The organism is Streptomyces sp. DvalAA-14, assembly GCF_900091855.1.
In the GTDB taxonomy this organism is placed as follows: domain Bacteria; phylum Actinomycetota; class Actinomycetes; order Streptomycetales; family Streptomycetaceae; genus Actinacidiphila.
Genome location: NZ_FMCH01000477.1, coordinates 1 through 20,052, shown reverse-complemented (window position 1 = coordinate 20,052; position 20,052 = coordinate 1). Strand labels below are relative to the sequence as shown.

Genomic DNA, 20,052 nt, shown 5'->3' with positions numbered 1-20,052 from the left:
CCCGCCGTCCGACAGGGACATGGCGATGGTAGAGTTACTTAACCTAAGTTAAGTAACTGCTCTCCTCCTGGTGGTGTGGACCGACCCATGACCGAAGACGCGACACGAATACAGCGGCGGACACCGCGTATCGACGCGGACCACCCGCACTACAAGTGGGTTGCCCTGTCCAATACGACCCTGGGCATGCTGATCGCCACGATCAACTCGTCCATCGTGCTGATCTCGCTGCCCGCGATCTTCACCGGCATCCGGCTCGACCCCCTCCAGCCGGGCAACGTCAGCTACCTGCTGTGGATGCTGATGGGCTACATGCTGGTGACCGCCGTGCTGGTGGTGACCCTCGGCCGCCTCGGCGACATCCTGGGCCGGGTCAAGATCTACAACACCGGCTTCCTGATCTTCACCGTCACCTCGGTGATCCTGTCCGTCGACCCGATGCACGGCGGCGGCGGAGCACTGTGGCTGATCGGCTGGCGGGTGGCGCAGGCGGTCGGCGGCTCCATGCTGATGGCCAACTCGGCGGCGATCATCACCGACGCCTTCCCGGCCCGCCAGCGGGGCATGGCACTGGGCGTCAACATGGTGGCCGGTATCGCCGGCTCCTTCATCGGCCTGGTCCTCGGCGGCCTGCTCGCCGAGTGGAACTGGCGCTCCATCTTCTGGGTGAACGTGCCCATCGGGCTGATCGGCACCGTCTGGGCCTACCGCTCGCTGCACGACACCGGCATCCGCCGGCCGGCGAGGATGGACTGGTGGGGCAACATCAGCTTCGCCGTCGGCCTGACCGCGCTGCTGGCCGGCATCACCTACGGCATCCAGCCCTACGGCGGCCACACCATGGGCTGGACCAACCCGTGGGTGCTGGCCGGGCTGATCGGCGGTGTCGCCATGCTGGTGGCGTTCTGCCTGATCGAGTCCAAGGTCGCCGAGCCGATGTTCCCGCTCAAGCTGTTCCGCAACCGGACCTTCGCCGGCGGCAACGCGGCCACCCTGCTCGGCTCCATCGCCCGCGGCGGCCTGCAGTTCATGCTGATCATCTGGCTGCAGGGCATCTGGCTCCCGCTGCACGGCTACAACTACGCCGACACCCCGCTGTGGGCCGGCATCTACCTGCTGCCGCTGACCGTCGGCTTCCTCGCGGCCGGCCCGATCGCCGGCTACCTCTCCGACCGCTACGGCGCCCGGCTGTTCGCCGCCGCGGGCTTCGTGGTGATGGCCGCGTCCTTCGGCGGACTGCTGCTGCTGCCCACCGACTTCAACTACTGGGTCTTCGCGCTGGTGATCTTCCTCAACGGAGTCGGCGGCGGGCTGTTCGCGGCGCCCAACACCTCGATCATCATGGCCAGCGTGCCGGCCGAGGCGCGCGGCGCCGCCTCCGGGATGCGGGCCACCTTCCAGAACGCCGGCATGGTGCTGTCCATCGGCGTCTTCTTCTCCCTGATGGTGGCCGGCCTGGCCCGCTCGCTGCCCCACACGCTCAGCTCCGGCCTGACCGCCCAGGGCGTACCCGCGGCCAACGCCCACCAGGTCGCCACGCTGCCACCGGTCGGTACGCTGTTCGCGGCCTTCCTCGGCTACAACCCGATCCAGCAGCTGCTCGGCCCGGACCTGCTCGGTAAGCTGCCGGCAGTCAACGCGCACACGCTCACCGGCCGGGAGTTCTTCCCGCATCTGATCTCCGGTCCGTTCCACGACGGCCTCGTCGTGGTCTTCGGCCTGGCGATCGTGATGTCCTTGGTCGCGGCGGGCGCGTCGCTGATCCGCAGCCGTCCGGACCGGGCCGCGGGCATCACCACCGGCGTGGCGGTCGCGGCGGGCGCCGTACCGGCGGCCGGCGCGCCGAACGGCTCGGCCGGCGGCGCCACGTCCACGACCAGCTCGACGACCAGCTCGACCAGCTCGACCAGCAGCGCCGGCCCGGAGAACTGACCGCGCCGGCACCGCCGTACGGACCCCCGTACGGCGGGCACGGCACCAAGGAGGCGCCCCGTCATGACCGCCAGGACTGACGGGCACGGGGCGCCCTCCGCCGCGCCGCCGCCGGCCGCCGGGCCCTCGTCGCCGGACGTGGCCCGGCTGCGGCTGCTCATCGCCCGGCTGTACCGCCAGATGGCGCAGGCCTCCGGTGACGACCTCAACCTCACCTACGCCCAGTTGTCCGCGCTGGCCAGGATCGAGGAGCAGGGCCCGATGCGACTCGGTGAGCTGGCCGCCTACGAGCGGGTGGCGGCGCCCTCGGCGACCCGTACCGTCGGCCCGCTGGCCGCCGCCGGGCTGATCCGCAAGGAACCGGACCCGTCCGACGGCCGGTCCTGGCTGGTCAGCATCGCCCCGGCCGGCACCGATCTGCTGGTCCGGATCCGCCGCGAGCGCTCCGAACTGCTGGCCCGCCGGATGTCCCGGCTCACCCCCGACCAGGGCCGCACCCTGCGGGCGGCGCTGCCGGTGCTGGAGCAGCTGCTCACCGAGCCGGAGGACTGACCCCCGGGCCCCCACGGCTCCCCGATCGGCCCAAGGAGCCGGCCGGTTGGGTCGCTCGACGGGGTCCTTCTGCCGGCCGCCCGGCCGGTCAGCCGGTGGCCCGGGTGGAGCCGGTGGAGCCGGGCTCCAGCGGGGGAGCGGCGAACCCGCAATTCGTTCGGCACTCCGGCAGCGCCCGCGGCTCGTCCCCGTCGTCCTCCCGCAGCGCCCCCGAGGGGATCAGCAGCAGCGCGAGCACCGCGGCGATCGCGCACAGCCCGGCGCAGATCCACATGGCCTTGCTGAAGGCGGTGTCCACCGCGTGCGGCGAGCGGTACGCCTGGTTCGACAGCCCGATCGCCAGCGGCAGCGCCGCCACCGCGAGCAACTGGGCGACCCGGGCCGCGGCGTTGTTGACGCCGCTGGCGATCCCGGAATGGGTCACATCCACCGAGGCCAGCACGGTCGCGGTCAGCGGTGCCACGATCATGCTCATCCCCACCCCCTGCACCAGCACCGCGGGCAGCACATCGACGAAATAGCCCGAGGCACCCGGCCCGATCCGGGTGAGCAGCAGCAGCCCGATCCCGGTGACCAGCGGTCCCACCGTCAGCAGCAGCCGCGGCCCGATCCGCTGCGCCAGCGCGCCGGCCGGCGCGGACAGCAGCAGCAACAGCAAGGTCAGCGGCAGCGTCGCGATCCCGGCCCGCAGCGCGCTGTAGCCGGCCGCGATCTGCAGTTGCACCGGCAGGGTGAAGAAGACGCCGCCGATCGCCGCGTACAGCAGCAGCGTCACCAGGTTTATCGAGGTGAACAGCCGCGACGAGAACACCGACAGCGGCAGCATCGGATGCGCCCGGCGCTGCTCGACCCGTACGAAGGCCACCCCGCACGCCAGCCCGAGCGCCGCCGGCCCGACCAGCAGCAGCGGCGAGGGGTGCCCGGAGGCGGAGATCAGCGCGTAGGTGATGCCGGCCAGGCACAGCGCGGCCAGCGCCGCCCCGGTCACGTCGAAGGAGCCCGAGGCGGTGCGGTCCCGGCTCTCGGGCACATGCCGTTGGGCGATGAGGACCACGACGGCCGCGATCGGCACATTGATCAGGAAGATCCACCGCCAGCCGGGGCCGTCCACCAGATAGCCGCCGATGAACGGGCCCACCGCGCCCGCCACTCCGCCCAGGCCGGACCAGGCGCCCACCGCCTTCGCCCGGTCCTCGCGGCGGAAGGTGGCCTGCACCAGCGACAGCGAACCCGGCGTCAGCAGCGCCCCGCCCACGCCCTGGAGGGCCCGCGAGATGATCAGCGTCGCGCTGTCCTGGGCGATGCCGCACAGCGCGGAGGCCAGCGCGAACCAGATCGCGCCGACCACGAACACCCGGCGCCGCCCGTACCGGTCGCCCAGGCCGCCGCCGAGCAGGATCAGCCCGGCCAGCGTCAGCAGATAGCCGTTGACCGTCCACTGCAAGGTGGCCAGCGACGCGCCGAGGTCCTCACCGATCCGGGGGAGCGCGATGTTCACCACCGTGCCGTCCAGCAGCGCCATGCCCGAGCCGAGAACCGCCGCCGCCAGCACCCATCGGCCCGGCCGCGAGGCCAGCCGTACGCCATGGGAAGCGGGCGGATCAGGCCTGGACATCACACCCGCCTCTCCCGTCCGGTGGGCCGCCGTCCTGATGGCCGCCGAAGCGTCCCCACCATAACGCCCGGCCCGCGGGCGCAGCCGAAAGGGGCCCGGGCGCCGCGCCCGAAGCCCGCCCCCGAACCCGGCCTGGCGCCGCGCCCGTCGTGCCCCGCACTGCCCCGGGGGAGCGGACACGTGAAAATGGGGAACGCACAAGCAAGGGGCCCTGACCCCCACACCCTCAGACACCCAGTCACGCAGACACAAGGAGACGCGGATGCCGCACGAGCGCGCCGGAATGCCGGCCCGGCCGGAGGACCTGGTGGACGTCGCCCGACTGGTCACCGCCTACTACGCTCTGCACCCCGACCCCGGCGAGCCCGACCAGCGGGTGGCCTTCGGCACCTCCGGACACCGCGGTTCCGCTTTCGCCACCGCCTTCAACGAGGACCACATCGCCGCCACCAGCCAGGCGATCTGCGACTACCGCGAGCGGCAGAACACCACCGGCCCGCTGTTCATCGGCGCGGACACCCACGCGCTGTCCGAACCCGCCCGGGTCACCGCGCTGGAGGTGTTCGCCGCCAACGGGGTCACCGTGCTGATCGACCAGGCCGACGGCTGGACGCCCACCCCGGCCGTCTCGCACGCCGTCCTCACCCACAACCGGGGCCGCGCCGACGCCTTCGCGGACGGCGTGGTGGTCACCCCCTCCCACAATCCGCCGGCCGACGGCGGCTTCAAGTACAACCCGCCGAGCGGCGGACCGGCGGCCTCCGACGCCACCGGCTGGATCCAGGACCGTGCCAACGCGCTGATCGCCGACGGCCTGAAGTCCGTCCGCCGCATCCCCTACACCCGGGCACTGGCCGCCGACACCACCGGCCGCTACGACTTCCTCGGCACCTACGTGAACGACCTGCCGTCGGTGCTCGACCTGGAGGCGGTGCGCAACTCCGGCCTGACCATCGGCGCCGACCCGCTCGGCGGCGCCTCGGTGGACTACTGGGGGCGGATCGCCGAGACCCACGGCCTCGACCTGACGGTGGTCAATCCGTACGCCGACCCGACCTGGCGCTTCATGACGCTGGACTGGGACGGCAAGATCCGGATGGACTGCTCCTCGCCCTACGCGATGGCCTCGCTGATCGCCCGCAAGGACGAGTACGGCATCGCCACCGGCAACGACGCCGACGCCGACCGGCACGGCATCGTCACCCCCGACGCCGGCCTGATGAACCCCAACCACTACCTCGCCGTGGCCATCTCCTATCTGGCCGGCCACCGTGAGCAGTGGGGACCGGAGCTCGCCATCGGCAAGACGCTGGTGTCCTCCTCGATGATCGACAAGGTGGTCGCCGGGCTCGGCCGGCCGCTCACCGAAGTCCCGGTCGGCTTCAAATGGTTCGTGGACGGGCTGCTCGGCGGCACGCTGGCCTTCGGCGGGGAGGAGTCGGCCGGCGGGTCCTTCCTGCGGCGCGACGGCAGCGTGTGGACCACCGACAAGGACGGCATCCTGCTGGCCCTGCTGGCCGCCGAGATCACCGCCGTCACCGGGCGCACCCCCTCGGCCCACTACGCCGACCTGACCAGCGAGTTCGGCGCGCCCGCCTACGCCCGGACCGACGCGCCCGCCGACCGCGAGCAGAAGGCGGTCCTGGCCAAGCTGTCGCCCGAGCAGGTGGCGGCCGACGAACTGGCCGGTGAGCGGGTCACCGCCGTGCTCACCCACGCGCCCGGCAACGGCGCCCCGCTCGGCGGCATCAAGGTCTGCACCGAGAACGCCTGGTTCGCCGCCCGCCCGTCCGGCACGGAGGACGTCTACAAGGTCTACGCGGAGTCCTTCCTGGGCGAGGACCACCTGGCGAAGGTGCAGCAGGAGGCGCAGACCATGGTCTCCGCCGCGCTGGCCGGCTGAGCCGGCCGCCACCCCCGGGGCACCCGGGCTTCAGGCCAGCTGGGCGGCCTGCAGGCCCGCGTACGCGCCGCCGCTGCGCAGCAGTTCCGCGTGCGAGCCGATCTCCGCGATCCGCCCGTCGTCCAGGACGACGATCCGGTCCGCGTTCCTGATCGTGGACAGCCGGTGCGCGACCACGAAGACGGTACGGCCGCGTACCAGCCGGCTCAGCGCCTGCTGGACCAGCGCCTCCGAGCGGGAGTCCAGCGCCGAGGTGGCCTCGTCCAGGATCAGCACCCGCGGATCGCGGATCAGTGCCCGGGCGATGGCCAGCCGCTGCTTCTGCCCGCCGGACAGCCGGGCGCCGCGCTCACCGACCACGGTGTCCAGACCCAGCGGCAGCCGGTCGATGAACTCCAGCGCGTTGGCGTCGCGCAGCGCGGTGCGGACCGCCTCGTGCGGCACGTCCGTCATCCCGTAGGTGACGTTCTCCCGGATGCTGCCCTCGAACAGGATGGACTCCTGCGGCACCACCGACAGCCAGCTGCGGTAGCCGCGCAGGTCGAGGGTCTCCATGTCCACCCCGTCGAGCAGGATCCGCCCCTCGGTCGGCCGCAGGAAGCCGATCACCAGGTTCAGCACGGTGGACTTGCCCGCGCCCGAGCCGCCGACCAGCGCGATCGTCTCGCCGGGCCGTACGTCCAGCTCGAAGCCGGTCAGCGACGGCGACGCGCTGTCCGGGTAGGTGTGGCCGACCCCGCGGAACTCGAAGCGGCCGACCACGCCCGCCACTTCGGCCTTGCCGTCGTTCTGCTCCAGGTCCGGCGCCTGCAGCACCTCGCCTATCGAGCGCACCGACTCCAGGCCCTTGCCGATCTGCGGGGTGAGGGTGAGCAGGGTGGTGACCGAGGCGGTCAGGCTGGAGAAGTAGGCACTGAGCATCACCACGGTGCCGGGGCTGACGTTCAGCCAGCCGTAGTACGCGACCAGCGCCGAGCCCGACAGGCAGGCGACACCGATGGCGTTGAGCAGGATCCAGGCGATCGAGCCGAACCAGCCGTTGAGCCGGTCCAGGCGCAGTCCGGCGTGCAGCACCTCCCCGAGGGTGCGGTCCACCCGGTGCAGCGCGGTGTTCTCCAGGCCGTGCGCGCGGGTGATCGGGATCAGCGTGGTCATCTCGCTGACCCGGGAGGACAGCACCTCCACCTGCTGGCGGAACGACTCGTTGTGGTCGCGCAGCCGCCGGCGCAGCCGCACCACCAGCATCGCCGAGGCCGGCACCACGACCAGGAAGACCGGCAGGAAGGCCGGCGCCTGGATGCCGATGACGACCAGACCGCCGGACAGCGTCGCGACGGCGGCCAGCCCGTTGTCGGCGGTCTGCTGGGCGGCGGTCTCGATGCTCTCCACGTCCCGGATCACCTTGGCCTGCAGCACTCCCGCGCTGACCCGGGAGTGGTAGCCGATGGAGAGTTGCTGCATCCGCTGGCACAGCGCGGTGCGCAGCCGGGTGCCGGTCCGGCGGATCGACCCCTGCATGCAGCGCACGTAGGCCAGGTGCAGCGGCAAGTTGAGCAGCAGGATCACCAGCAGGATCGCGGAGTTCCACCACAGGACGGATATCGGCCGGTGCTGGACGACGACGTCCACCACGTTGGCGGTGATCAGCGGCAGCAGCCACACCGGGGTGTGCTTGGCGAAGAACGCGAGCACGGCCAGCGCGACCCGGCGCCGGTCGGGATGGAAGAGGTAGCAGAGAGTGCGGACGGGGTGCTCGCCACGGTAGCGGTGGCTGAGCGTGCCTTCCGGCAACGCCATTGCGGGGCTCCTTGAGTCACGTCTTCGCGACACCAACGGCGAACTGAGCGGTACGGCCAACTGAGCGGTACGACGGCGCACGAACGCGCCGGTCGCGGTGGCGCGCTCGCGCGCGTCCCTGCGCCGGTACGTTCATGTGTACGCATCTACCTTAGAGGCCGGACGCCCCGCGGTGCCCGGTCCCCTCGGTGTCGTCGCTGGTGGGGGGTCAGTCCCGGCCGGGGCGGAACCGGCGGGCGAGCAGCGCGCCGCCGAGCAGCAGCCCGGCGCCCCAGGCGGCGGTCCCGCCGATGTCCTCGGCGCCGGTGTGCGCCAGTACCGGATTCTCGGTGGCCACCGAACGGCTGGGCCCCGGGTTGGCCGGCGGCGCGGGGATCGGCCGGTGCGCGGGCGGCGGGGGAGGGGTGCGGACGGTCGCGGGCGGAGTCCCGCCGGTCACCGGGGTGGTGCCGACGGCGCTGTTGCCGAAGGCCGGGTCGCCGATGCCGACGACGTCGACCGAGTTGCCCGACACGTTGATCGGGAGGTGGAGCGGCAGCGCCAGCACATTCCCGGCCAGCACCCCCGCCGAGCCGCCGCTGCCGGCCAGCGCCTGGGCTCCGGCACCGGAGCCGAGGAGTGCCGAGCCGAGGCTCCTGGCCGGTGCGTCCTTGCCCGCGGCCGAACCGGCCCGGCGCGGTCCGCCGGGATCCACCGCGCCGGGCCCCGAGGGCCGCGCCGGGCGGGCGCCGTTGGACGCCCGGGCGTCACGGGACCGCGAAGTCCCGCCCCGCTGCGAGGTGTTGGCGCAGCCGTTGCCGATCGCCGGATTCAACAGGCCCACTACATTGATCGTATTTCCACATGCATTGAGCGGAATGTCGACCGGCACCTGGACCGTATTGCCCGACAGGACGCCGGGCGAACCCGTGCCGGCCCCCTCGGCCGCGGAATCCGCCTGGGCATACCCCGCCGAGGCCAGTACGCCGCCGGTGACCATCGCGGTGACGAGTCCCTTTCGGGCGACCCTGTTCATACGCTCCCTGCCTTCCGGAATTTCCGCGCGGACCGTACGTCCGCACCCGGAACAACGCAGCAGGGGGCCAATCAGGTCATGCCGCCCCCGGATTTCATCCCAATGGGTGACCGGCCCCTGGTCAGTTCGCGGTCGGCCGGATATGGGCTCTGAGCAGCGCGTCCGTGGGAATTCCGGGGCAATGGGGGAAGGTTTTCTGTGTTTTTCCCATGAGCGGATCCGGCGGGGTCATTCCGGGCGCCGAGAACGCGTCATATTCCCCCGGCGCATGAGAGGACCCCCGTACCCCGAGGGCCTTGAGGGGCGGTGCGGACGGCCGTCGGCGACCGGTCAGGCCGCCTCGCGGTGCGCCGGGGCGACATCGTCCGCCGCGAAGGCGGACCGCTCCATGTGGTCGCGGGCCGCGGCGAGCGCCGGCCCGATCTCCCGGGTCCCGGTGGACACGCACAGGGTGTAGACGGTGTCCTGCAGCTGCTGCCGGATGCGCGGGTCGACGCCGCCGCCGACCTCCACGCCCTCGGCGCCGTACTGGTCGGCGAGCGCGCGGAGCGCCTCGTAGCGCTCCACCAGGGTCCGCAGCACAGTCGGGTGGGCCATCAGCATCGTCGATCTCCTCGGTGTTCGGCGAAGTCGACAGCCGTCTGCCCGGCCTTTTCCGATGCATGCGCGGTGCATCGGAAAAAAAGCGGCCCGATCTGATGCTGTGTCGACAAAGCGACCCGCGAGGCGCGCGGGGCCGCCGGCCGGACCGAGGCTCGGACCGAGGCGCCCGGGGCCGACCGGCCCCGGTGGCCGGCCGGTCGCACCGTGCGGTCCGGGCCCGGTGCGGGCCCGGCCTGGTCGGTGCCCGGTCGCTGCCTAATCGATACTGCGCAGGATGTGCGTCTCCGACAGATCGTCCTCGTAACCGGCGAGCCGGATCGGCGCACAGCGCGCCCAGGCGTCCAGCGGGCGCTCCTCCTTGAACAGCGAGGCTCCGTCGCCGCCGCGTTCCACCGTCTTTTCCTTGCGCTTGAGCGGATCTGCTGACACAGCGCACTCCTTACGTCGTCGCATGGGCCGGATACTCCCCCGGCCCTCGGCACGGGGGACCCCAGAAACGGCCGTGGCGGTGCGCCGGCGCCCCCGGGGGTTCGTTCTTTGGGCGGTGCGGACGCGGTGGCGCCTGTGCGGGGTCCGGAAGCGCGGCCGAGGTGGCGACTCGTTCCGGGACGGACTCCGGGGCCCTGTACTTCCCCTGGAGTCGGCTCGTCCCGCACAGCGTATGCCCGGCCGCGGGCTGTCACCAGCCGGTTTACGGCCGACTCACCCTCCTGGGCCCACCGGGCGGTGGGCCGCTCGAATACCGGCTGCCCACGGCCCGCACCGGGTCCGCACCGGGCCTGCACCGGGTCCGCACCGGCGACGACGGCCCCGGCCACCGGCTGACATGGCGTGATTGTTACGGTTTCCCGTGCTCAACAGTGAGAAAGACCGTCGCGACACCCCTGGGCCATCCGGGTCGCTGATACCCGGCCCCCCGCCCGCCCGGCGGGGGTCCCGGCTCACCCGGATGCTCGCCGACATCTCGCCGCTGCGGGAGCACGCCGACTTCCGGCGGCTGTGGTTCGGCAACACCGTCTCCTACATCGGGCAGCAGATGACGGCGATGGCCGTCGCCCTGCAGGTCTACGCGATCACCGGCTCCAGCTTCTACGTCGGCCTGGTCGGTCTGTTCTCGCTCGTCCCGCTGATCGCCTTCGGCCTGTACGGCGGGGCGGTCGCGGACGTGGTGGACCGCCGCCGGCTCGGCCTGATCACCTCCACGGCGCTGACGCTGCTGTCCCTGGGGCTCGCCTTGGTGGCGATCGCCGGTCTGCGGTCGGTGGCGCTGCTGTACGGGATCGTCGCCCTCCAGGCGGTCTTCTTCGCGATGAACTCACCCGCCCGATCCTCGATGATCCCCAGACTGCTGCCGCCCGAGCAGTTGCCCGCGGCCAACGCGCTGGCCTCGCTGGCCGGCGGCGTCGGGCAGATGGCCGGGCCCATGCTGGGCGGCGTCTTCGTCGGATTCTGGGGCTACCAGGCGGCCTACCTGATCGACGTGCTGGCCTTCACCGCCTCGCTCTACGCCATGTGGCGGCTGCCGGCCATGCTGCCGGAGAGCAAGCTCGCCGCCGTCGGCCAGGGGGAGGCGGCCGTCGCGGCGGCCCGGCGCCGTCCGTCGGTGCTGGAGGGGCTGCGCTACCTCGGCGCCCGGCCCAATCTGCGCACCACCTTCGTCTCCGACCTGGCCGCCATGGTGCTGGCCCAGCCCCGGGTGCTCTTCCCGGCGGTGGCCGGCCTGTGGTTCGGCGGCGACAGCCGCACGGTCGGCCTGCTCGCCGCCGCCCCGGCGGTCGGCGCCCTGCTGGGCAGCGTCTTTTCCGGCTGGCTCGGCCGGGTCAACCGCCAGGGGCTGGCGGTCCTGATCGCCATCGCCTCCTGGGGCGCGGCGATCGCGGTCTTCGGGCTCACCCGGAACCTGTGGCTCGGCCTGCTCTTCCTGGCGCTGGCCGGCTGCGCGGACACCGTCTCGATGGTCTTCCGCAACACCATGCTCCAGTCGGCGGCGCCGGACGACATGCGCGGCCGGCTCCAAGGCGTGTTCCTGGTGGTCGTGGTCGGCGGCCCCCGCCTCGGCGACTTCCTGGCCGGTTCGGCGGCCGACATCTTCACCCCCACCGTCGCCCTCGTCGGCGGCGGCCTGGCCTGCATCCTGGTGATCACGCTGATCGGCGCGTTCCAGCGCGGCTTCGCGCGCTACGACGCGCGCGACCCGGTGGCCTGACCTCCCGGCGTCCCGTCCCTTCCCTTCCTGTCCTAGTCCCGTCCCGTCCGGGCCGGACGGGACGGGACGGCGTCCCGGCCCGGCCCGGCCCGCCGGCGCGGTCTACCGCTGGACTTCGCCGACGTAGACCCACAAGCCGTCCTCGCGGCTGAAGGCGCTGTTCTCCCGCTGCTCGCCGGCCTCGGCGCCCGACCGGTAGCGGGCCCGGAACTCCACCGTGCCCTGCGTGTGGAAGGCGCTGCCGCCGGTGGTCCCGAGCACCTCGAGGCCGGTCCAGCGCACCCGCGGATCGAGGCTCAGGGCGGGCGGCCGGGTGCCGGCGGACCAGGTCCGCAGCAGATATCCGGTGTCCGCCACCGCGAACGCGCTGTAGCGCGAGCGCATCAGCCGCTCGGCGGTCGGCGCGGCGCCGCGCCCGGCGTGGAAGGCGCCGCAGCACTCGCCGTAGGGCGGGCCGAGACCGCAGGGGCAGGCGGCGGTGGCTGCGTAGCCGGCCGGACCGGGGGTACGTGCGGGTGAGGGCTTTCGGGGCATTCCCCGATTCTGCCGGACCCGTTCCACCCGATCCGACCGATCGGCCCAGCCAGCGCCATCCGTACGCCCCGCTCGGACCCCCATTCGCAGCAGCGCCGGGTTTTGCCCGGCCCGAACCGGAAAAACGCTCACCATGGTGCAAATCGGATACACAATGATGACCGAGCATTCCGGGCCCCGCGATCTGGTCGATCATGTGGTCGCCGCGGAAGACGCGGGCTTCGATTTCTCCGTCACGTCCGACCACTACTTCCCCTGGCTCGCCTCGCAGGGCCACGCCCCCTACGCCTGGACCGTGCTGGGCGCCGCCGCCCAGGCCACCCGCCGCATCCCGCTGATGACCTATCGTGACCTGCCCGACGACCCGCTACCACCCGGCCGTCGTCGCGCAGAAGGCCGCCACGATGCAGCTGCTCTCCGAAGGCCGCTTCCGGCTCGGCCTCGGCTCGGGGGAGAACCTCAACGAGCACGTCGTCGGCGGCGGCTGGCCGGCCGCCTCGGTCCGGGTCGAGAAGCTGGAGGAGGCCGTCGGGATCATCCGCGCCCTGTTCGACGGCGAGACGGTGAACCACCGCGGACCGCACTTCGAGGTCCGCGACGCCCGGCTGTGGGACCTGCCGGACACCCCGCCGCCGATTGGGGTGGCCGTCTCCGGCGACCGCTCCTGCCAGGTGGCCGGCCGGCTCGCGGACCTGGTCATCGCCACGCAGCCCCGGGCCGAGCTGATCGATGCCTTCGACCGCTACGGCGGCGCCGGCAAGCCCCGGGTCGGCCAGCTCCCGGTCAGCTACGGCACCGACCGCGCCGCGGCCGTGGCCCGCGCGCACGACCAGTTCCGCTGGTTCGGCTTCGGCTGGAAGGTCAACTCCGAACTCCCCGGCCCGGCCGGTTTCGAGGGCGCGAGCCAGTTCGTCAGCCCGGAGACCGTCGCCGCGTCCATCCCCTGCGGGGACGACGTGGACGCCTTCGTCGAGGCCGTACTGCCGTACGCCGACGCCGGATTCGACGAGATCGCGCTGGTCCAGGTCGGCGGCGACCAGCAGGTCCCGTTCATCCGGTGGGCCGAGAAGACCCTGCTGCCGGCGCTGCGAGCCGCGCTGCGCCGGTAGCCGCCCCCGATTTCCCTGTCCCTTGTGCTGTCCCTTGTGCTGTCCCCGGAAGGAACCATCGTGACCACCGCCCAAGACCAGACCGCAGAGCCCTCCGCCCAGGTGGCGGTGACCCTCGACGGCTGCGCCAAGGAGGACGCGCGCGCCGTGCTGACCGCACTGAGCACCAGCTTCCCCTCCGACCGGTCCGCCGACGACCTGCCGGACGACGACGAGACCGGCCGGCCCACCATCTGGACCGCCACCTACGACGTCTCGCAGACACTGGCGCTGCCCGGCCCGGCCCGGCTGTCCGAACCGGTAACCGTCACCGCGCAGGGCGGCTACCGCGCGGTGGACCGGCTGCGGGAGAGTCTGGCGGAGGCCTTCGCGGTCCGCGTGGTCGGTACCGCGGCCGGCGACCAGGAGCAGGAGGCGCAGCTCCGGCTCGACAACCAGTGAGCCGCTGAGCCGCGTTTCGCCGTTCCGGCCCGGGACGGACGCCGCCCGTGGCATCGGAGTGGCCCGGACGGGCGTGTCCCCGCCGGTACGCGGGCGCGGCGCCGGCCGCCCGGTATACCGGGCCCAGGCGAGCGGACGGCGTGAGCGAGGAGGCGGCTGGGGATGGCGCGCGAAACACTGGCGACCACGGTCAACGTGGTGGTCTGGTGGGGGCTGCTCTTCCTGCTCTACGTGATCCTCATTTCCGCCGTCCCGCCGCTGGAACTGGAAGTGGGTGCCGGATTCGCGCTGCTCGGCGCGATCGCCGCCGAGGCGATGCGCCGCGCCGAGCACCCAAGGCTCCGCGGCAGCCGCCGGATCGGGGCGGCTGCCGCGGGCTTCCCGCTCACCCTGCTCGGTGAGACGGGCCAGTTGGCCGCCACCGTCGTCCGGGCGCTGCGCGGCGCCGGCGAACCCGGCGCGGTCGTCACCATCCGGCTGGCTCCCGGGACCGACGCCGCCCTGGCCGCGGCGCTGCTGTCCGCCTCGCCGGGCGCCTGCGTCATCGACATCGCCGGCGCGACCACCGACCGGGCCGCCGAAACGCCGTCCACCGCCTACGACCTGACGGCCCATGTGCTGGGCCCATCGGTCTCACGGGTGGAACGGGCCCTGGGCGGACGGCGGTTGACGTGAGATGAATGCCTGGATCGTGGTTGCCTGTGTGCTGCTGCCCGCCGGCGTCGGACCCTGCCTGCTGCGGGCCAGCCGGGGCGAGGCCGCGCAGCGGCTGGCCGGGATGTCGCTGGCCGGGGTGATGGCGGTGGCCGTCTTCCTGCTGGCCGCCCGCGGCCTGCACCGCCCGTCCTACATCGACGTCGCGCTCGTGCTGGCGGTGCTGGCCCCCGCCGGGACGCTGGTCTTCGCCCGCTGCCTGGCCGGCGGTACCGGCCAGTCGCCGCGCGACTGGCGGCGGGACGCGGAGCGGGGGAACGGCTGAGATGGACGTCCGGCACGGATTCGCGCTCGCGCTGCTGTTCTGCGGCACGGCCGCCCTGCTGCTGTCGGCGCTCGCGCTGCTCGCGCTGCCCACGGCGTACACCCGGCTGCACGCGCTGGCGCCGGCCAGTTCCCTCGGGGTGCCGCTGATCTGCCTGGCGCTGGCGCTCGACGCCGGAGGGGGGCGGGAGGCGGTGAAGCTGCTGTTCATCGGGGCGCTGACCGCGGTGTCCGGACCGGTGATCGCGATCGTCATCGGCCGCACGATGGCGCGCGAGGGCGAGGCGCCGGACGGCGGACTGACGGAGCCGCCGACGTGAACACCTCGCCCGGCGCCGTCGACTTCCTGGTGGCCGCGGCCCTGGTGCTGGTCACCGTGGCCGCCACGGTGGCGGCGCTGACCCGCGATCCGGCCCGGCAGGCGGTGGTGCTCGCCGTGCTCGGGGTCTGCCTGTCGCTGCTGTTCCTGGTCCTGCAGGCCCCCGACGTGGCGCTGTCCCAGCTGGCCGTCGGCACCGCGGTGACTCCGCTGCTGATCCTGCTGACGGTCCGCAAGATCCGCCGCGGACCGGTCGGGCGCCAGGCGCCCCGGCGGCCCTCCGAGCGCGAGGACGACCGGTGACCCGCCGGGTGCGCGGTGTGCTGTTCCTGCTGGCCGCCGCCGCCTTCGCGGTGGTCTTCGCCATCGCCTGCACGGAGCTGCCGCGCTTCGGCACCAAGAACCACCCCTACGGCGCCCGGGCGGTCGCCGCCTCCCTGCAGCACCGCACCGCCAATGTGATCTCCGCGATCAACTTCGACCAGCGCGCCCTGGACACCCTCGGCGAGGAGTCGATCCTGTTCGGCGCGGTGCTCGGCGCCGTCTCCCTGCTGCGCCGGATGCGCGCCGAGAACCGCGGCAAGCCCGAACCCAGCCGGGTGCTGCCGTCCACCCTGCTGCTGGGCGTCGGGCTGCTGCCGGTGACGGTGCTGGTGGGGGCGTACATCGTCGCCCACGGCCAACTCAGCCCCGGCGGCGGCTTCCAGGGCGGGGTGGTGCTCGCCACCGGCCTGCATCTGGCATATGTCGCCGCCGACTACCGGGTGCTGCGCCGGGTCCGGCCGCTGGCTGTCTTCGCCGCGCTCGACGCGGTCGGCGCGGGCGCCTTCGGCGCGCTGGGCCTGGCCGGACTGGCGGCCGGCGCCGCGTACTTGCAGAACGTGCTGCCGCTGGGCACCTTCAACCAGCTGGCGTCGGCCGGCCTGGTGCCGCTGGTGAACGCCGCCGTCGGCATCGAGGTCGCCTCCGGCGTGATCGTGCTGATCGCCCAATTCCTCGACCAGGCCGTGGAGATCGCCTCCCCCGAGGACGACGGGCCGCCCTCGGAACAGGAGTCCGGAGCATGACGGTGCTGCCCTTCCTCGCCGCCGGCTGGATCTTCCTGGTGGGCGTCTACGGCATGGTGACCAGCCGCAACCTCGTGCACGCGGTGGGCTGCCTGGCGGTCGCCCAGTCGTCCACCTATGTGCTGCTGCTCGGCATCGGCTACCGGCGCGGCGGCACCGCGCCGGTCTTCTCCGACATCCCGGTGACCACACCGGTGGTGGACCCCGTGGTCCAGGCGCTGGTGCTCACCGACATCGTGGTGGGCGCCACCGTCACCGCGCTGCTGCTGAGCCTGGTGATCCAGATCCGCAAGCGCAGCGGAACGGTGAACCCGGAACAACTCACCGAGTTGAAGGGCTGAGGGCCGCCCGTGCCGACAACGGTGGACCTGCTCCCCCTGGCCGTGGCCACACCGCTGATCGGTGCCGCGCTGCTGGTGCTGGCCGGCCGGCTGCTGCCCCGGGCCGCCAGCGACGTACTGGCCGCCGCCTTCGCCGTGGTGACCGCGGCGGACCTGTCGCTGCTGTGGGTGCGGGTGGGTGAGACCCGCGACCAGCGGGTGGTGTCCTGGGCCGGCGGCTGGACTCTGCACGCCGGGCACGGCGTCGGCATCGCGCTGGTCGGCGACCGGCTCGGTGTCGGCCTGGCCCTGCTGGTGGCCGCGCTGATGCTGGCCGTACTGGCCTACTCCTGGAAGTACTTCGACGAGCGGCCGGGCGACCACGGCGGGACCTTCCCGGCGCTGCTGCTGCTCTTCGAGGCCGGCATGTGCGGATTCGCCCTCACCGGCGACCTGTTCAACGCCTTCGTGTTCTTCGAACTGATGGGTGTGGTGGCCTACGCGCTGACCGGCCAGCACGTCGAGGACCCCCGGTCGCTGCACGGCGCGCTGACCTTCGGGGTGGTCAACTCCCTGGCCGCCTACGCCTCGCTGCTCGGCATCGCTCTGCTGTACGCGCGCACCGGGGAGCTGGGCATGGCCCAGACGGGCGCCGCGCTCGCCGGGCACCGGGCCGACCTGCTGACGGTGGCCGCGTTCGTGCTGGTCATCGCCGGGATGCTGGTGAAGTCCGCCACCGTGCCGTTCCACTTCTGGCTGCCCGACGCGCACGCGGTGGCGCCTTCCCCGGTGAGCATGCTGATGTCCGGGGTGATGGTGGAACTGGGCGTCTACGGCGTGGCCCGCGTCTACCTGGTCGTCTTCGGCGGCGCCGGCGGTGTGCCGGCCGCGGCCTTCACCCACACGATGGCCGCGCTCGGCGTGCTGACCGCGCTGATCGGGGCGGTGATGTGCTGGCAGCAGCGGCATCTGAAGCGGCTGCTGGCCTTTTCCACCATCAGCCACACCGGGCTGTTCCTGCTGGGCCTGAGCCTGCTCAGCCCGGCCGCCACCGCCGGGACCGCGCTGTACGTCGCCGGACACGCCGGGGTGAAGGCGGCGCTCTTCGCACTGACCGGTGTGCTGCTGGACCGGAACGGCTCGGTGGACGAGTACGGGCTGCACGGGCGCGGCCGGGGATACCCCTACAGCGGTGCGATGTTCCTGCTCGGCGGGCTGGCGGTGGCCGGGCTGCCGCCCTTCGGCACCGCGCTGGGCAAGGCGGTCGCCGAACACGCGGCCGGGGACCACGCCGCCGGGCTGACGGCGGTGTACGTGCTGGCCTCGGTGCTGACCGGCGGCGCGGTGCTGCGGGCCGCGCTGCGGATCTTCTACGGCACCGGCCCCGAACCTGAACTGAGCTGTTCCGACATCGAGACCAGCGGGGACGGGGAGGACCCGGAGGTCCGCGACCCGCTGCGGGCGGTGCCCAAGACCATGACCGCCGTTCCCGCGGCGCTGCTCGCCGCCGCGCTGCTGGTCGGCGTGGTGCCGGGCGTCAGCCGGGCGATGGCCGGCGCCGCCCGCACCTTCGAGGACCGCGCCGGCTATGTGGACCAGGTCCAGGCGCTGCCGGTGCCCGCGCCGGTCCGGCGGATCCCGGAGGCGGCCTGGACGACCTCCGGTGTGCTGCTCGGCCTGCTCTCCGCGGGCCTGGCCTTCTGCCTGGCCGCGGCCACCGTCTGGCGCCCCGACCTGCGCTGGAGCGCCGCCCGGGTGGTGCGCACGGCGGCCGCCGCCGGCGACCGCCGCCTGATCACCCCGTTGCGGCGGCTGCACTCCGGGGTGCTCGGCGACTACGTCACCTGGCTCACCGTCGGGCTCGCGGTGCTGATGGTGGCGGTCGGCGCGCAGATCTGAGGCCGCGCGGCCGGCCGCCGCCGGCGCCGGGGACCCCGGCTCAGGCCGCGGCGTGCTCGCGCACCGTCGCCGGCGCCCGCTTGTCCAGCGCCACCCGGACCAGCGCCGAGGCCAGCCGGGCCGGCTCCGCGTCGCCCGCCAGCCGCTTCAGGGACGCCTGGCTGTCGGGCAGGCCGAGGCGCCGGGCGCCGTCCAGCGCCTTGTCGTCCAGGTAGGGCGCGAACTCCGGCCAGACGGACTGGACCTCGCGCACGAAGATGTGCACCCCGGCCGGGCCGACACCGGGGAAGTCCCGCAGCCGGTGCGCGAGCTCCGCCAAGGTCCCGTCCGCCTCGGCGCGCATCCGGCGCAGATCGCCGCCGTAGCGCTCGGTGACGAGCCGGGCGCCGTCGCCGAGCTGGGTCGCGGTCCGCTCGTCGTAGCGCCGGTAGCCGCCCCGGCCCAGCGCGTCGACCCGCTGCTGCCAGGTGGCGTCCGCCATCCGCTTCGGGTCGCGCATGCCCGCCGCGAACAGCTCCCGGGCCGCCGAGACCGCCACGCCGGCCCTGATCCGGGTGCTGAGCAGGCCGGACAGCACCAGCAACTGGTAGAGCGGCTGCGGGGCGTCCTTCAGCGAGATGCCCGCATCCTCGGTGTACGTGCGTCCGTAATCGTCGAGCAGCGCTGCAATCGTGTCCCGCTGTGTCGTCGTCATCGCGCTTCGCCTCCTGTCGCACACGGTCGCGGCCCATCGGGTACCCGAACCCGCCGCCGCCAACCCGATCCGGGTCCGCGCGGCCTCAGCTCCCGGCGTGCGCCGCCCGTACCGCGGCCACCGTGTCGGCCTCGGCCGCCGACTTGTCCTCCCGGTAGCGGATCACCCGGGCGAAGCGCAGGGCGAGGCCGGCCGGGTAGCGCGGCGAGGTCTGCACCCCGTCGTAGGCGATCTCCACCACCAGTTCGGGCCGCACGGTGACGGTGTACCCGTCGTCGCTCACCGCCAGCGCGCCCAGCCGCTCGGTCTGCCAGGCCAGCAGCGCGTCGGTCAGGCCCTTGAACGTCTTGCCGAGCATCACGAACGACCCGTCCTCGTCGCGGGCGCCCAGATGCAGGTTGGACAGCGTCCCGGTCCGCCGGCCGTGGCCCCGCTCCACCGCCAGCACCACCAGGTCCAAGGTGTGCACCGGCTTGACCTTGATCCAGGAGGCGCCGCGCCGCCCGGCCGCGTAGCTCCCGCCGGCGGACTTGACGACGACGCCCTCGTGGCCCCGGTCCAGGGTCGCGGTGAAGAAGGCGGCGGCCCGGGCGAGCTGCTCGGGGTCCCCGGGGTCGGCCACCACCTCGCGCCGTACCCGCAGCTCGGCCGGGACCAGGGTCTCCAGCGCGGCGTGCCGCTCGTCGTAGGGCAGGTCCAGCAGGTCGCGGCCGTCGACGGACAGCAGGTCGAAGAACACCGCGTGCACCGGCAGCGCGCGGGCCGCCGACGCCACGTCCACCCGGGAGCCGACCCGGCCGGCGGTCTCCTGGAAGGGCCGGGGCCGGCCGGCCGCGTCGAAGGCCAGTACCTCGCCGTCCAGGATGAAGCGCTCCGCGCCCAGCGCGGCGGCCGTCGCGACGATCTCCGGCAGCCGGCCGGTCACGTCGTCCAGGGCCCGGGTGAAGATCCGCACGCCGTCGGCGTCCCGGTGGATCTGCACCCGGATCCCGTCGAGTTTCTCCTCGACCGCGCAGGGACCCGCCTTGGCGAGTGCCTCCTCGACGTTCTTGGCGCTGCTCGCCAGCA

Annotated in this window: 20 protein-coding genes and 1 pseudogene; 13 read left to right on the top strand and 8 right to left on the bottom strand. The window is 73.2% G+C overall.

All coding sequences use genetic code 11. From position 1 onward, the window contains the following. Nucleotides 1–87 precede the first annotated feature (87 nt). Nucleotides 88–1,932 carry an MFS transporter gene (locus GA0115240_RS25265; protein WP_093739972.1) on the top strand — a complete coding sequence of 615 codons (1,845 nt, stop codon included), beginning with the start codon at nucleotides 88–90 and terminating at the stop codon, nucleotides 1,930–1,932. Nucleotides 1,933–1,995: 63 nt separating this feature from the next. Further along, complete coding sequence (locus tag GA0115240_RS25260) at nucleotides 1,996–2,484, top strand: MarR family winged helix-turn-helix transcriptional regulator (RefSeq protein ID WP_093739970.1); 489 nt, start codon at nucleotides 1,996–1,998, stop codon at nucleotides 2,482–2,484. 88 nt (nucleotides 2,485–2,572) lie between these two features. Here the strand turns inward: GA0115240_RS25260 and GA0115240_RS25255 are convergent, their stop codons facing one another. Beyond that, nucleotides 2,573–4,099 carry a DHA2 family efflux MFS transporter permease subunit gene (locus GA0115240_RS25255; protein ID WP_093739968.1) on the bottom strand — a complete coding sequence of 509 codons (1,527 nt, stop codon included), beginning with the start codon at nucleotides 4,097–4,099 and terminating at the stop codon, nucleotides 2,573–2,575. A gap of 262 nt (nucleotides 4,100–4,361) precedes the next feature. Here GA0115240_RS25255 and pgm point away from each other — a divergent pair, with 262 nt between their 5' ends. Continuing rightward, the gene (pgm, locus tag GA0115240_RS25250) at nucleotides 4,362–6,002 is read left to right on the top strand and encodes a phosphoglucomutase (alpha-D-glucose-1,6-bisphosphate-dependent) (RefSeq protein WP_093739966.1); all 1,641 of its coding nucleotides are present in this window, start codon (nucleotides 4,362–4,364) and stop codon (nucleotides 6,000–6,002) included. 30 nt (nucleotides 6,003–6,032) lie between these two features. On the opposite strand, the gene GA0115240_RS25245 is transcribed toward pgm, so the two are convergent. The 4 genes from GA0115240_RS25245 to GA0115240_RS25230 all read right to left on the bottom strand — a co-directional run bounded on the left by GA0115240_RS25245 (nucleotide 6,033) and on the right by GA0115240_RS25230 (nucleotide 9,870). Further along, a complete protein-coding gene (locus GA0115240_RS25245) occupies nucleotides 6,033–7,799 on the bottom strand; it encodes an ABC transporter ATP-binding protein (RefSeq protein WP_093739964.1) in 1,767 nt (588 codons plus the stop codon). Nucleotides 7,800–8,007: 208 nt separating this feature from the next. After that, complete coding sequence (locus GA0115240_RS39050) at nucleotides 8,008–8,814, bottom strand: chaplin (RefSeq protein WP_093739962.1); 807 nt, start codon at nucleotides 8,812–8,814, stop codon at nucleotides 8,008–8,010. 330 nt (nucleotides 8,815–9,144) lie between these two features. Beyond that, nucleotides 9,145–9,417, bottom strand: coding sequence for a DUF5133 domain-containing protein (locus GA0115240_RS25235; protein ID WP_093739960.1), 273 nt, complete (start codon nucleotides 9,415–9,417; stop codon nucleotides 9,145–9,147). Between the two features lie 255 nt (nucleotides 9,418–9,672). After that, nucleotides 9,673–9,870, bottom strand: coding sequence for a hypothetical protein (locus GA0115240_RS25230; protein ID WP_093739958.1), 198 nt, complete (start codon nucleotides 9,868–9,870; stop codon nucleotides 9,673–9,675). Nucleotides 9,871–10,366: 496 nt separating this feature from the next. On the opposite strand from GA0115240_RS25230, the gene GA0115240_RS25225 reads away from it, so the two are divergent. Beyond that, nucleotides 10,367–11,623, top strand: coding sequence for an MFS transporter (locus GA0115240_RS25225; RefSeq protein ID WP_093739956.1), 1,257 nt, complete (start codon nucleotides 10,367–10,369; stop codon nucleotides 11,621–11,623). 102 nt (nucleotides 11,624–11,725) lie between these two features. Here the strand turns inward: GA0115240_RS25225 and GA0115240_RS25220 are convergent, their stop codons facing one another. After that, nucleotides 11,726–12,157 carry a YchJ family protein gene (locus tag GA0115240_RS25220; protein ID WP_093739954.1) on the bottom strand — a complete coding sequence of 144 codons (432 nt, stop codon included), beginning with the start codon at nucleotides 12,155–12,157 and terminating at the stop codon, nucleotides 11,726–11,728. 133 nt (nucleotides 12,158–12,290) lie between these two features. Between GA0115240_RS25220 and GA0115240_RS25215 the strand changes: the two are divergent. The 9 genes and pseudogenes from GA0115240_RS25215 (at nucleotide 12,291) to GA0115240_RS25175 (ending at nucleotide 18,290) form a co-directional block, all read left to right on the top strand. Continuing rightward, a pseudogene (locus tag GA0115240_RS25215) lies at nucleotides 12,291–13,266 on the top strand (LLM class F420-dependent oxidoreductase). A 60-nt stretch (nucleotides 13,267–13,326) separates the two neighbouring features. Beyond that, on the top strand, nucleotides 13,327–13,707 hold the full coding sequence (locus GA0115240_RS25210) for a hypothetical protein (RefSeq protein WP_256069969.1): 381 nt from the start codon (nucleotides 13,327–13,329) through the stop codon (nucleotides 13,705–13,707). 162 nt (nucleotides 13,708–13,869) lie between these two features. Continuing rightward, nucleotides 13,870–14,382, top strand: a complete 513-nt coding sequence (locus tag GA0115240_RS25205) for a hypothetical protein (protein WP_093739952.1) — start codon at nucleotides 13,870–13,872, stop codon at nucleotides 14,380–14,382. A gap of 1 nt (nucleotide 14,383) precedes the next feature. After that, nucleotides 14,384–14,686, top strand: coding sequence for a monovalent cation/H+ antiporter complex subunit F (locus GA0115240_RS25200; RefSeq protein WP_093739950.1), 303 nt, complete (start codon nucleotides 14,384–14,386; stop codon nucleotides 14,684–14,686). Between the two features lies 1 nt (nucleotide 14,687). Continuing rightward, nucleotides 14,688–15,005, top strand: a complete 318-nt coding sequence (locus tag GA0115240_RS38600) for a cation:proton antiporter (protein WP_107407212.1) — start codon at nucleotides 14,688–14,690, stop codon at nucleotides 15,003–15,005. Next, nucleotides 15,002–15,307 carry a Na(+)/H(+) antiporter subunit B gene (locus GA0115240_RS38595; RefSeq protein ID WP_256069968.1) on the top strand — a complete coding sequence of 102 codons (306 nt, stop codon included), beginning with the start codon at nucleotides 15,002–15,004 and terminating at the stop codon, nucleotides 15,305–15,307. The genes GA0115240_RS38600 and GA0115240_RS38595 overlap by 4 nt, the downstream gene beginning before the upstream one ends. Next, the gene (locus GA0115240_RS25185) at nucleotides 15,304–16,071 is read left to right on the top strand and encodes an MnhB domain-containing protein (RefSeq protein ID WP_093739946.1); all 768 of its coding nucleotides are present in this window, start codon (nucleotides 15,304–15,306) and stop codon (nucleotides 16,069–16,071) included. Before GA0115240_RS38595 ends, GA0115240_RS25185 begins: the two co-directional genes overlap by 4 nt. Continuing rightward, nucleotides 16,068–16,412 (top strand): sodium:proton antiporter, encoded by a 345-nt coding sequence (locus GA0115240_RS25180; RefSeq protein ID WP_093739944.1) that lies wholly within the window; start codon nucleotides 16,068–16,070, stop codon nucleotides 16,410–16,412. Before GA0115240_RS25185 ends, GA0115240_RS25180 begins: the two co-directional genes overlap by 4 nt. 9 nt (nucleotides 16,413–16,421) lie before the next feature. Next, complete coding sequence (locus GA0115240_RS25175) at nucleotides 16,422–18,290, top strand: complex I subunit 5 family protein (protein WP_256069967.1); 1,869 nt, start codon at nucleotides 16,422–16,424, stop codon at nucleotides 18,288–18,290. A gap of 40 nt (nucleotides 18,291–18,330) precedes the next feature. Here GA0115240_RS25175 and GA0115240_RS25170 read toward each other — a convergent pair whose 3' ends face one another. After that, nucleotides 18,331–18,984 (bottom strand): endonuclease, encoded by a 654-nt coding sequence (locus GA0115240_RS25170; RefSeq protein WP_093739942.1) that lies wholly within the window; start codon nucleotides 18,982–18,984, stop codon nucleotides 18,331–18,333. Between the two features lie 85 nt (nucleotides 18,985–19,069). After that, nucleotides 19,070–20,052: ATP-dependent DNA ligase (locus GA0115240_RS25165; protein ID WP_272919930.1), on the bottom strand; the 983-nt coding region annotated here is incomplete at its 5' end.